The organism is Hydrocarboniphaga daqingensis (genome assembly GCF_900129825.1).
GTDB lineage: Bacteria > Pseudomonadota > Gammaproteobacteria > Nevskiales > Nevskiaceae > Hydrocarboniphaga > Hydrocarboniphaga daqingensis.
The window spans coordinates 292,196-305,077 of the sequence record NZ_FQWZ01000002.1; the positions used below are offsets into that span (position 1 = coordinate 292,196).

Genomic DNA, 12,882 nt, shown 5'->3' on the forward strand with positions numbered 1-12,882 from the left:
GGTCGCTGGTGAGTATATCCGCTTATACGGATGGAGAGATATGCCTGGATGCGGGGGCCTGAGGTATGCCAATTGCTTGCGCCTGAGGGCATGAACAGCCCCGACGCGTCGCCCGACTCCGCTCTGCCCGCCGCCCGCGGTACGCTCGACGCGCCGTTGCGCGAGGACGTGCGCCATCTTGGCGCCACCGTCGGCGAACTGCTGACCGAACAACTGGGCGAGGATGCCTTCCATCGCGTCGAAGCGATTCGCACGCAGGCGATCGCGCGCCGCGAACAGGGCCGGCCGCTGGCCGAGCTGGCCGCACCGCTGCTCGACCTGCCGGTCGACACCGCCGAATCGCTGACCCGCGCGTTCTCGACCTACTTCCAGATGGTCAACATCGCCGAGCGCGTGCACCGCATCCGGCGCCGGCGCCAATACCAGCGCGACTCGACGCGGCCGCAGCCCGACGGTCTGCTCGACGCGCTGCACAAGCTCAGGGCCGACGGCGTCGGCGTCGACGAGCTGCTGGCGATGCTCGACCGGCTCGACGTGGAGCCGGTGTTCACTGCGCATCCAACCGAGGCGATCCGCCGCTCGCTGCTGGAAAAAGAGCAGGAAATCGTCCGCTGCTTGGTCAATGGCTTCGACGATGCGCGCACGCCGATGGAGGCGCGCGCCGACTGGGAGCGGCTGCGGATGGCGATGACCGCCGGCTGGCAGACCAGCGACACCTCCAGCGTGCGGCTGACCGTGCAGGACGAGTTTGAGCACGTCGGGTTCTATCTGGGCGGCCCGCTGTATCTGGTCGTACCGGTGTTCTACGAACTGCTCGAAGACGCGCTGGCACAGGTCTACGGCGTCACCCGCGAGCTGCCGCGGCTGCTGCGTTTTGCCACCTGGGTCGGCGGCGACATGGACGGAAACCCGAACGTCGGTGCCGACACGATTGCCGCGACGCTGTCGGCGCAGCGCGCGCAAGTGCTCGACCGCTACGCCGCCGACGTCGGCGAGCTGGCGCGGCTGCTGTCGCAAACCGTCAACCGCGCCGCGATCGCGCCCGAGGTGCTGGCGCGCTCGGACGATTATCGGGCGCGCTTCCCGGCTGCCGCCGCTGCGATCCGGCCGCGCCACGCCGACATGCCGTATCGCGTGCTGCTGACGCTGGTGCGCGCGCGGCTGCGCGCCACGCAGCGCGACGAGTTGCATGCGTATCCCGACGCGGCCGCGTTTCTGGCCGACATCGATCTGATCGCCGACAGCTTGCGCGCGCATCGCGGCCTGCACGCCGGCTGGTTCCAGGTACGGCGTCTGCGCTGGCGCGTGCGCACGTTTGGCTTTCACCTGGCGCGGCTGGACTTGCGCCAGGACTCGCGGATTCACGCGCAAGCGGTCGGGGCGCTGTTGAACGACCCCGACTGGGCCGAGCGCGATGCCGCCGAACAGGCCGACACGCTGACGCCGTATGCGGCCGGCGATGCGCGCTTTCCGCGGCCGGGCGCCGCCGTGGCGTCGCGCACGCTGGCTATGTTCGACCAGCTCGACCAGTCCCGGGCGCGCTACGGCGCAGACGCGACCGGGCTGTACATCATCAGCATGGCGCAGCGCCCGGCTGATGTGCTCGCGGTGCTGGCGCTGGCGCGCCAGGGTGGATTGGCCGAGCCGGGCACCGATGTGCCGCTCGACATCGCGCCGCTGTTTGAAACGGTCGATGACCTCAAAGGCGGGCCCGACACACTGCGCGCGCTGCTGGCCAACCCGGTGTACAAGGCGCACCTGCAAGCGCGCGGCAACCGTCAGTACGTGATGCTGGGTTACTCCGACAGCGGCAAGGACGGCGGCACGCTGGCCTCGCGCTGGGGCTTGCAGCGCGCGCAGGTCGAGCTGCTCGAAGCCGCCGCCGAACTCGGCATCCGCATCAGCTTCTTCCACGGTCGCGGCGGCTCGGCCAGCCGCGGCGGCACGCGGATCATGCCGGCGCTGATGGCCAGCCCGCGCGGCTCGGTCGGCGGCACGTTCCGCGTCACCGAACAAGGCGAAGTGATTCATCGCAAATACGGCATCCGCGCGCTGGCGCTGCGCGAACTGGAGCAGTCGGTCGCTGCCACGCTGCGCGCCAGCTTGAGGCCGCGCATCACCGAGCCGCGCGAGCAGCACTGGAAGCAGATGATGGCCAGCATCGCTGGGACCAGCCGTCAGGCGTATCGCGCCTTCGTCGGCGACGCGGCCTTCGTCGACTACTTCCGCCGCGCGACGCCGATCGACGTCATCGAAAAAATGACGCTGGGCTCGCGGCCATCGCGGCGCGGCACGATGAAGGGCGTCGAGTCGCTGCGCGCGATCCCGTGGGTATTCGCGTGGACGCAGTGCCGCGCGGTGCTGACCGCGTGGTATGGCTTGGGCAGCGCGCTGGAACGCGGTGCCGCCGAGTTCGGCGAGGATGCGCTGCTGGAAATGGCGCGCGACTGGGGCTTTGTGCGCTCGATGCTCGACGACGTCGACATGGTGCTGGCCAAGTGCGACCTCGACATCGCCGAGACGTTTTCACAGCTCGCCGGCGATCTGCATGCGCATTTCTTCCCGATGATCCGCGCCGAATTCGACCGCACCGTGTACTGGGTGCTGCGGCTGAAAAACGCCGATCGCCTGCTGGCCGGCGACGCCAAGCTGGCGCAGTCGATCCGGCTGCGAAATCCGTACGTCGACCCGATCAGCCTGATCCAGGTCGACTTGCTGCGCCGCTGGCGCGATGGCGGCAGCCAGGACGAGGCGCTGCTGCATGCGCTGGTCGCCACCGTCAACGGCGTGTCGCAGGGCTTGCAGAATACCGGCTGATCGCGCAGCGTTCGTCGCCCCCTTTTGCCAATCGATCCTCCATGGCCAGTAGCCTGCTGATCCTGCTCGACGACATCGCCGCGATTCTCGACGACGTGTCGGTGATGACCAAGGTCGCGATGAAGAAAACCGCCGGCGTGCTCGGCGACGACCTGGCGCTGAACGCGCAGCAAGTCACCGGCGTCAACGCCGACCGCGAGCTGCCGGTGGTCTGGGCCGTGGCCAAGGGATCGCTGGTCAACAAGGCGATCCTGGTGCCGTCGGCGCTGGCGATCAGCGCACTGGCGCCGGTGCTGGTGACGCCGCTGCTGATGATCGGCGGCGCCTATCTGTGCTTCGAAGGCGCCGAAAAGCTCGCGCACCGCTACCTGCACGACGCCTCTGCCGACGCAGCCGAACGACAAGCGCATCTGCAGGCGCTGGCCGATCCGTCGATCGATCTGCTGGCGCTGGAAAAAGACAAGATCAAAGGCGCGGTGCGCACGGATTTCATTTTGTCGGCCGAGATCATCGCGATCTCGCTGGGCACCGTCGCCGATGCGACGCTGGCGCAGCAGACCACGGTGCTGGTCGGCGTTGCGCTGATCATGACGGTCGGCGTTTATGGACTGGTCGCCGGCATCGTCAAGATCGACGATGCAGGGCTGGCGCTGAGCCGCAAGTCCAGCGCGGCCGCACGCGCGTTGGGGCGCGGCTTGCTGGGCATGGCGCCCAAGCTGATGAAGCTGCTGTCGATCGCCGGCACGGCCGCGATGTTCCTGGTCGGCGGCGGCATCGTCACGCACGGCATCCCGCCGCTGCACCATGCGATCGAACACGCGGCGACCGCCGTCGGGCCGATTGCCGGCGCTGTGACGCCGATGCTGCTCAACGGCGTCGCCGGCATCGTCGTTGGCGCGGTCATCGTCGCCGTCGTCACGCTGGTCAACGCGCTGCGCGGCCGTCGTCACTAGCCGGACGTGGCGTCTGACGCAGGCCGACCGGCCGTGACGACCGCGTTGCGGATCAGCACCGACCCCACCGAGCTGGATGTCACGCTGATCCATGCGTTTCTAAGCACGCAATCCAGCTGGGCGCGCGGCATTCCGCTGGCGACGCTGCAGCGGGCGATCGCCCACTCGCTGTGCTTCGGCGCGTATCGAGGCCGCCAGCAGATCGGCTTCGCGCGCGTGGTCAGCGACCGCGCGACCTTCGCCCAATTGCTCGACGTATTCGTGCTGCCCGAGCATCGCGGCCAGGGCTGCGCCCGCGCGCTGCTGCAAGCGGTGATCGATGAGCCGGACTTGCAGGGCCTGCGTCGTTTTGCGCTGAACACCTCGGACGCCCACGCTTTGTACGCCGCTTTTGGTTTTGCGCGGGTGCAGCGCCCCGAGACGGCCATGGAGCGCTTTGATCCTGCGGTCTACACGCGGCGCAGCGGCGGCGGCAAGCCGATTCCGCCACCGCAGCGACGGCGCAGCGGGCAGTAAGGGACGGCCGTTGGCCGTCAGCACCGCACCGCGCTATTCCTCGATGTACAAGTCCATCTGCTGGCCGACGTAGACCGGCTTTTCGACCGGGTTGGCGAACCGAAACACCACTTGCAGCACGCGCGTGTCGACGCGCTCAGCCACCATGCCGGTCAGCGAACGCTTGGGTATCACCAGCGGCTCGATGCGCACGAACGTCAGCGGGATCGCCCGGTCGGGCTCGCCCTTGATGTAGCCCACGGCGTTCTTGCCGGGCTTGATCCGTGGCGCGATCTGCTCGTCGACGTCGGCGCGAACCTGCACTTCGTCGATCGCACCGAGCACCATCGGCGCCACCGCCGACTGCGGCGCGACGAATTCGCCGGGCGAGATGCTCATCTGCAGCACGCTGCCGTCGATTGGTGAGGTCACGCGCGTGCGTTCGACCAGCGTCTGCGTGGCCTTGACGGCGGCTTGCGCGGCTTCCACTTGCGCCTTGGCGACCTCGACTTCGTCGGCGCGTGCCGACACTTCGCCGCGGGTGACCGCGTATGGATCGGCGACGGCGGTCAGCCGTTGGTGCACGGCGCTGATCCGTGCGAGCTGGGCTTGGGCGACGCGCAGATTCGCCTGCTGCAGCAGCAGTTGCGCGCGCAGGTCACGGTCGTCGACCTGAAACAGCGGCTGGCCGACCTTGATGCGGTCGCCGACGCCGACGAACACCTGCGAGACGATGCCGGCGACCGGCGCGCCGAGCTGCGTGTTGTCGTGGATCGCTTCGACCAGCCCGGCGGCGCTGATGCCTTTGATGCCGGGCTTGACCGGGGGCTGCCCGGTCGGCGGCGGCGGCTCAGGGCGGTGCGACAGCCGATAGATCTGGATACCCATCATCACGATGCTGATGAGCGCGATGTAGAAGGTGATTTTGCGGAGCACGATCATGGATGGCGCACCTGGGTTCGCATCGTCGTCATAGGGGCAGCAGCGCGAGGCGCGGGCTGGTTTCGGTCGGTAGCGGCACCCAGGTCAGCGATGCCGGCTGCAGCGTCTCGACGCGGCTCGATGTCGCTTTTTCGCGCGCTGCGCCGTTGTCAGCCGGGGCCATCGCCGGGGCATCGTCGACCGGTGTCGACGGCGCTGCGGCTGGGACGTCCGCCGGCGTCGGCGACGGCATCGGCTCGGGTACCGGAAGCGGCGCAGGCTCTGGCGCGGGGACGGCTACAGGGACCGGAACTGGAACGGGAACCGGCTCCGGCGCCGGTACGGGGACCGGCGGCGGCGTGGCGGTGTCACCGGCAGGGCCGGGCTCGGTTGAACCGGTTGCTTCGGTGGCAGCGGCGCCGGCATCGGCATCCGATTCGGCGTCAGCGTCAGCGCTCGCGTCCGCGGTTGGCGCGGTTGGTGTCGCGGCTGCGGCGGCGTCCTTGGCATCCGGCGCAGCGGGCGCGTTGGATTCGCTGACGATGGGCGCGGCGACCGGCGCCGGCGCCGTCTGCGGCGCTTCCGGCGATGCGGGTGACGCGTGGACGATCGGGCTGCCGCCGAGCGCCAGAGCCAGCGCGATGCGGTTGTTCAGCAGCGCGGTATCGACATCGAGCAGACGCAGTTCCACTTGCAGCATCCCGCGCTGCGCCGCCAGATGCGTCGCACTGTCGAGCGTGCCGTTGTCGTAGCTCTGCTGCGCCAGCGCCGCGTTGCGCTGCGCCAGTTCGAGCATCCGCTGCATCTGCTCGCGCTGCTGGCGCAGTGCGGCCTCGGTGGCCAAGCCGTCTTCGACTTCGCGGAATGCGGTCAGCGCCTTGTCGCGGTAGCGATGGATCGACTCGATCATCAGCGCGCGCTGCGCGCGAATGCCGGCGCGGATCTGGCCACCGTCGAAGATCGGCTGCAGCAGGCCGCCGCCAATCGACCACGTGAAGCTGTCGTCGTCGAACAGAATGTCGCGGTACTTGGCTTGCGTGGCGCCGGAGCCGTTCAGCGAGAACCGCGGCAACAGATTCTTCTTGGCGGCCAGCAGCCGGTTGTCGCTGGCGGTGACACGCAGCGCGGCGGCCTGGATGTCGGGGCGCCGTTCCAGCAGCGACGATGGCAGTCCGGCGGCGACCGGTGGTGGCATCGGCGGCAACGCGACGTTGCCGACCAGATTGGCGGCTGGATAGCGGCCGAGCAGCACTTCGAGCTGGCGGGCGAGGCGGTCGCGCTCGACACGCCGGCCGATCAAGTCGATCTGCGCCGCCGCATCGTCGCTTTGCTGGCGGATCAGCTCGGCCGTCGTCAGCAGACCGGAGCGCTCGCGCTCGCCGGCGATCCGCAGCGATTCGGCGACGCTGGCCTGCAGCGCTTCGGACAAGGTCAGACGGCGGTCAGCGGCCAGCAGCGAAAACCACAGGCTGGCGGTCTGTGCTGCCAGCGAGAAGCGCGCGGCTTCGACGTCGAGCATCGCCGACACCACATCGCCTGTGGCCGCGCGGCTCAGGTCGAGCACGCGGCTCCAGACGTCCAGCTCCCACGACAAACCTACGCCGAGCCGGATGCGCGAGATGTAGGCGTCGTCGGGCGTCAGCGCGGTGCCGCCGAGAAAATCGTTGATCTGCCGCTGCCGACCGACCGAGGCCTGGAAGTCGAGCCGAGGCAGGTTGGCGGCCTTGTCGACGGCCGCCCGCGCTGCGGACGCATCGCGCCGCGCGATCGCCGACAACAGATTCGAGTTGTGCGCCCAGGCTTCTTCGACCAGGTCGGTCAGCGTTGCGTCGTTGAAGTCGGCCAACCAGTTGTCGGCTACCGCGGTGGCGGCCGTGTTGCCGGTCGCGGGTGCCGACCACTGCGCGGGCACGACGCCGCTGACGACCGACTGCGGCGCCGCCGGCGCCTCGCGCTGAAACAGCGAGCAGCCGCTCAGCGCGCTGCCGCTGATCAACGCGCTGCCCACCAGCAGCAGACCGCGCCGCAGCGGGCGGGTCCGGTCCCTGCGCCCCTGATCGCTCATCGTCGTTGCCGGCCGGACGATCAGGGCGCGATGTTGGCGATCGCGAAGCGCGGCGTGGTGATGCCGAGCCGCTCGGCACTCCAGGTGGCCCAGTCGTGGCCGACACGGCTGGTGATCGGGTCGGTCGAGGTATCCGGCACGTTGGCGTAGCTGACCGTGCCGTGGCGCGGCGTGGCCACCGGCGTTACCGACGTCAGGCCGGCCAGCGCGGCGGCGCTGTACGCATCTTCGGCATACGCGGGCAGCACGAAACAGGCGTTGATGTCGGCGACGCCGGCCGTCGCCAGCTTGCTCGCCGGGAAGCTCAGCGTGCGCGCATCGACGACGCTGACGTCGCTGTCGGCGACGTTGATGCTGACGCGGCAGCTGTCGGATTCGAACGCGATCGCGCCGGTCTTGGTGATCGGTTCGTTGAAGCGAATCACGAACTGGCTGCCGTCGTAGAAGCCCAGCGTCATCAGCGGCGGCATCAGGTCGCGCAAGCGCACTTGAGCGCGGGTGGCGGTATCCGGCGTCAGGCCGTTGCGGTCGCGGATCGCCGCGCTGACGTCGATCGTCGCCGTGCCCGGGCTGGCATCGGCGGCCAGCGCGAACACGCCGCCGACGGCCATCGCTAGCAGGTCGGACTGGCTGCCGTCCTCGTTGGTGACGCCATTGAGTACACCCGAGGCGCTGACCGTGGTGCTGACGCCGCTGGTGACCAGCGCGCCGCCGGTCGACACGCTCGGCTCGGTCAGCGCGATGCCGAGCACCGGTGCCGTGGCAAGGAAGGCCTGCGTGCCGTCGGCGTCCCCGATCGTGCTGGTCGCCGGCAATGTCGTGACGATGCTGTCGTTGCGCAGCTCGACATGCGACAGGCCGAGCAGCTCCTGGTCGCCGCGCCAGCTGTCGGCGGCATAGCCGCTGCTGCTGTCGTTGACGTCGGCCGCCTGCGGCGTGATCGACAGCAACACCGTTGCCGGGCTCGACGCGCCGCCGGGCGTGATCACGCCGCCGCCGCCGCCGGTATAGGTGCCGCCGCCAGCGCCGGCGATGATCGCGTCGAGCAACTGCAGGGCCACGCTCGGCCGGCCGATGTCCTGCAGCGTCAGCGAACTGCTGCCGCCGAGCACGCCGCCGGCATTGCGCGAGGTGATCTTGAACACGTCGCCCGGCTGCACGACGACGCTAGCCGGCACGCGGCTGACGATCAGCAGATCGAAGCTGCTGGCACCGCCCGGCGTGATCACGTAGGTCGGCCCGCTGTTGTCGATGAACTGACTGTTGCGCGGATTGCCGCTGCTGTTGACCACCGGATAGAACAGCACGTCCTGCTTGACCCCGCCGCGTTCGAGCGACACGACGAAGTCGGTCGCGTCGGCCGGTGCGCCGATGCGCACGCGCGCGGTGCCGGTCTGCACGCTGCGCGTGTCGGCCGGGGCGATCGCCGTCTTCAGCGCGGCCAGCGCCGCCGTGGCGCCGCTGCTGTTGAGTTGTTCCAGCGCCGGCGCACTGTCGTAGGCGACGGCGGTCGAGGTCGGCGTCAGCGCCGGGTTGATCGTCGTCGCCGCAGCGTCGACCGTGTCGATCAGCGCGTCGGTGCTCAGGTAGGCCAGATCATTGACGGCCGGCGTTGCCAGCTGGCTCGCCGTGGCGGCGCTGGCCACCGTGTTGTTCGATGCAAAGCTGATCAGCGACAGCACCAGCTCCTGGCTGGACAGGCTGTCGTAGGCGATCGTCGAGCCGTCGGCGATGCCGTTGCCGGCGCTGTCCTTGAGCGCTTCGCGCGCGATCCGCAGTGATACCGCGGTGTTGGCCGGCAGTGGCTGCGCGAGCACGATCTGCGCACTGACCGCATCGGGCTGGCTGGCGCTGGCGACGGCCGCAGCAGTCTGGTTCGGCGCCGTGCCCAGCACGACCGCCACATCGCCGGCGTCGAGCGCGGCCTGCATCGGCTCGCTGAAGCGCAGCGTGAACGTGGTCGTGACCCGGCTTTCAAGGCGGGCCTGTGCTTGCGTGGGGTCGATCACGCCATCGAGCGACGACACCACCGGCGGCGTCGTGTCGGCGCTGGTGAACGGGGTCAGCGCGACGCTGGCCAGTTGGACCGGGCTGCTGGCATTGCGCGTCCGCAGGTTCAGCGTCGCGGTGTCGGTGGCGGTGCCGCCGATTGGGCACGGCGGTGCCGATCCGCTGATGCCGTCGATTCGGAAGCCCGACACCGACAGCTGCAGGCAGCTGTCGTTGAAGACCGAGGTCAGCTCGAAGCGGCCGTCGGCAGCGCTGATCACCGGCAGCAAGCTGCCGGCGTCGTAGCTGGTGGCGACACCGGTGACGGTGCTGCTGCCGAATTCGACGCCGACGAAGTCGAGGCTGACGCTGGCGCCGGCCAGCGCGGCGCCGGTGCTGCTGTCGCGCAGCACGCCGCTGACCGTCGAGGCCAGCGCCGGCAGCCGCACCACGCCGACGCCGACATTGAAGTTGTCGATGAACACCGTGCCGCCGCCGACGGTGCCGGTGCTCTGCGCGGTCGGCAGCGCCTGAACGGTGGCGCCCATATAGCGGACGCTGCCGCCGGTCGGCGGCGCGATCGCCAGCGTGATCGGGCCGTTGGCGTCGTTGGTCGCCGTGCCGGACACGCCGGTGACAGTGACGCCCGACATCGAAAACTGGCCGTCGGCATTGGTCGTGGCCGCCAGCGCGCTGCCCGATTCGGTGGCACCGGCGTAGCGCACGATGGCCCCGGCGATCGGGGTTCCATCGGTGTCGAGGATCGTGCCGGTAATCGTGCCGGTCAGCGACGTGACCTGCGGTGGCTCGCCATCGTCATTCGGCGACGAGCAGGCGCTCAGCACCAGGGCCACGGAGGACGCCGACAGCAAGCAGCGGGCCGCCATGAAACGGCCGTTGAAAAACCTCATCACGATCTCTCCCTGAAGCGCTCTGAAGGCGGTCCGACGTCCTGCGCCGGCTCGCAGCCCCTGGTCCCACCGAGCCGGCTGCCATCCCAGCCGGCTCGCACCGACATGAGCTTATTCCGGCTAATGCAAGTTCCATGCGCTGATTCGGGCCAGGATTGCACGAAGCTTGCGGGTGCCCGGCAGGCGCGCCGGCTCCGGCGCCTGACATCCGGGGGGACGTCATGATCTGTAAGCCGAGACGGATTTCGCAGCACGCGACTCAGGCCACCGGCAGCGGCCGCTGGCGGTTGATGCTTTTCATGTTGGCGGTGCCCGGCATCGCGTCCGCCGCCGACCCGGCGCCGTCCGACGCGCCGCCGGTGCTGAACGTGATTCCGGTCGAAGGCGCTGCCGATGCGGCGCCTGACCCGGCGCGAGAGTCCGAGCCGGTCGCGCTGGAGGAGATCTTCGTCACCGCGCAGAAGTCGCGGCAGAGCTTGCGCCAGGTGCCGGCCTCGGTCAGCACGCTGTCCGGCGAGTCGCTGCGCAACTCGAAGATTCTCAGCGCCGGCGACGTCAACGGGTATGTGCCCAACACGCAGCTTCGTGTGTCGCCGTTCGCTGGCGAGCTGCGCATCCGCGGCTACGGCACCTCGCTGAGCAACGTCGGCTTCGAGCCTTCGGTCGGCTTGGTGATCGACGATGTCTATTACGGACGCAGCGCGTTTCTGTCGACGCTGATGTACGACGTCGACCGCTTGGAGGTGATCCGCGGCCCGCAAGGCGCATTGTTCGGCAAGAACACCGTGGCGGGCGTGGTGAACATCACCACGGTCGATGCCGACCGCGTGCGCACCGGCGATCTGACCGTGTTCGCGCGTCGCGACGGCGAGATTCTGGATGCACGCGGCGGCGTCTCGCTGCCGCTGGGCGACGCCTTGTTCTCCCGGCTATCGGGCGCGGTGCAACAGTTCGACGGCTTGTACTACAACACCGCGCTGGACCGGCCCGAGGCCGATCTCCAGTCGTACGCCGGCCGCGCCAAGCTGCGTTTCACCGAGCTGCCCGGCGACGCCGAGCTGCGGTTGGCGGTGTCGGGCGGGCGGCAGACTGGCAATGGCAATCTGTTCCAGCTGTCCAAGGCCAGTGACGCGACGCTGGCGCTGTTTCGCCAGTACGACCCCGATGTCGAAGCCAATCCCTACGACCGCAATCTGTCGAGCAACGTGCCGTCGCGGGTCGACGTCGAAACCCAGACCGCCAGCGCCGCGATCGAAGTGCCGTGGACCGAAACCGCCGGCTTCGATACGTTGACGCTGACGTCGGTCAGCGCTTACGCCCGGTCGGATGTGCGCGAACGCACAATCGACTTCGACTTCTCGCCGCTGCCAGTGGTACGACTCGACCTGGTCGAGCCGACGCCGTACACCCAGTTCAGCCAGGAGCTTCGCTTCAACGGCTTGGCGCCGAGCTTGTTCGGCGCCTTCGGCCGCACCGAGTTCGTCGGCGGCCTGTACTACCTGCAGTCGAGCTTGCTCAGCCACGACTTGGCCGCGGTTGAAGACCTGGGCGCCGCTGCCGCGTTCGTGATTGCCGCGCGCAGCGGTAGCGCCGCACAAGGTCGGCCGCTCGGCGGCGCGCTGGCCGACTCGCTGGCCTCGCTGCTGGGCCGCATCGTCGCCTCCCCGCTGGACGATGCGCTGGTCACCGGCCAGACCAACCGCGAGCGCGCCGAGCTGCTGCTGGACCAGCGCCAGCAGGCCGCGGCGGCTTACGGGCAGTTCACGACGTATCTGACCGAGCGCTTCGCCGGCATCGTCGGCTGGCGCCTGGGCGTGGAATCCAAGCGCGCGCATTTGTCGTCACAGGCGCCGGACGGTGCGATCTTTCTGCCGGCGATTCTCGGCCAGGCCAACTTCGACACGCGCCGTCAGCGCAACGAAACCGAAAGCTCGCCCAAACTCGGCATCAAGTACGACTGGACGCCGGCGATTGCCTCGTATCTGGTCTGGGCCAAGGGCTACAAGGGCGGCGGCTACAACGCGCTGCCGTTCAACGACCAGAGCCTCGAATACGGCCCCGAGACGGCCAACACTTATGAAGCCGGGCTCAAGACGCGGCTGCTCGACAGCACGCTGGACGTCAATCTGGCCGCGTTTCTGACCGACTTCGACGACTTGCAGGTGTCGGTGTTCGACGGCAGCAGTTTCAATATCCAAAACGCGGCTTCGGCCCGCAGCCAGGGTTTCGAAGCCGACTTCCGCTGGTTGTCGCCGTTCCCCGGCACCTCGGTGCGCGGCAACGCCGGCTATACCGATGCCTACTATCGTCGCTATCCGAACGGCCCGGCGCCGGCCACGGCCGACGTCGACTCGGTCGATCTGTCCGGCCGCACGCTGGCGTCGGCGCCGCGCTGGTCGGCCAGCCTGATCCCGCAAGTGAGCTTGCCGGGGGCGTCTCCAGCCTGGGGCGTGCAGCTGCAGGTCGAAGCGCTGTACACCTCGCAGCGCTATCTGGACGTCGATCTGGACCCGAACACGCTGCAGCCCGAGACGCTGATGTTCAATGCGCGGGCTTCGGTCGGTGCCCGCGACGGCGCTTGGAGCCTGTCGCTGTTCGCTGCCAACCTGAGCAAGGAACGCGTGCTGGCCCAGGTCACCGACGAGCCGGTGGCGCCCGGAAACTTCGGTGCGGTACGCCAGGATCGCGGCCGCGAGCTGTACGCGGCGCTCAAGCTCGATTTCTGAGGCAG

General features: G+C 69.0%; 7 protein-coding genes. 4 read left to right on the top strand and 3 right to left on the bottom strand.

Features of this window, described 5'->3' with window-relative positions; all coding sequences use genetic code 11:
• The first annotated feature begins 90 nt into the window (after positions 1-90).
• From ppc to BUB09_RS04385, 3 genes are read left to right on the top strand one after another with little or no spacing between them, the layout of a single operon-like run.
• On the top strand, positions 91-2,817 hold the full coding sequence (gene ppc, locus BUB09_RS04375) for a phosphoenolpyruvate carboxylase (RefSeq protein ID WP_072894667.1): 2,727 nt from the start codon (positions 91-93) through the stop codon (positions 2,815-2,817).
• A gap of 41 nt (positions 2,818-2,858) precedes the next feature.
• Positions 2,859-3,770: a DUF808 domain-containing protein gene (locus BUB09_RS04380; RefSeq protein ID WP_072894670.1), complete on the top strand. Its 912-nt coding sequence runs from the start codon at positions 2,859-2,861 to the stop codon at positions 3,768-3,770.
• A gap of 33 nt (positions 3,771-3,803) precedes the next feature.
• Positions 3,804-4,286 (top strand): GNAT family N-acetyltransferase, encoded by a 483-nt coding sequence (locus tag BUB09_RS04385; RefSeq protein WP_139250115.1) that lies wholly within the window; start codon positions 3,804-3,806, stop codon positions 4,284-4,286.
• Between the two features lie 33 nt (positions 4,287-4,319).
• Here BUB09_RS04385 and BUB09_RS04390 read toward each other — a convergent pair whose 3' ends face one another.
• The 3 genes from BUB09_RS04390 to BUB09_RS04400 are packed head-to-tail and all read right to left on the bottom strand — an operon-like array spanning position 4,320 to position 10,151.
• Positions 4,320-5,207 carry an efflux RND transporter periplasmic adaptor subunit gene (locus BUB09_RS04390; RefSeq protein WP_072894676.1) on the bottom strand — a complete coding sequence of 296 codons (888 nt, stop codon included), beginning with the start codon at positions 5,205-5,207 and terminating at the stop codon, positions 4,320-4,322.
• 28 nt (positions 5,208-5,235) lie between these two features.
• The gene (locus BUB09_RS04395; RefSeq protein ID WP_072894679.1) at positions 5,236-7,251 is read right to left on the bottom strand and encodes a TolC family protein; all 2,016 of its coding nucleotides are present in this window, start codon (positions 7,249-7,251) and stop codon (positions 5,236-5,238) included.
• 20 nt (positions 7,252-7,271) lie between these two features.
• Complete coding sequence (locus BUB09_RS04400; protein WP_139250116.1) at positions 7,272-10,151, bottom strand: Ig-like domain-containing protein; 2,880 nt, start codon at positions 10,149-10,151, stop codon at positions 7,272-7,274.
• A gap of 299 nt (positions 10,152-10,450) precedes the next feature.
• Between BUB09_RS04400 and BUB09_RS04405 the strand changes: the two genes are divergently transcribed.
• Positions 10,451-12,877 (top strand): TonB-dependent receptor, encoded by a 2,427-nt coding sequence (locus BUB09_RS04405; protein WP_175550105.1) that lies wholly within the window; start codon positions 10,451-10,453, stop codon positions 12,875-12,877.
• Positions 12,878-12,882: the final 5 nt, after the last annotated feature.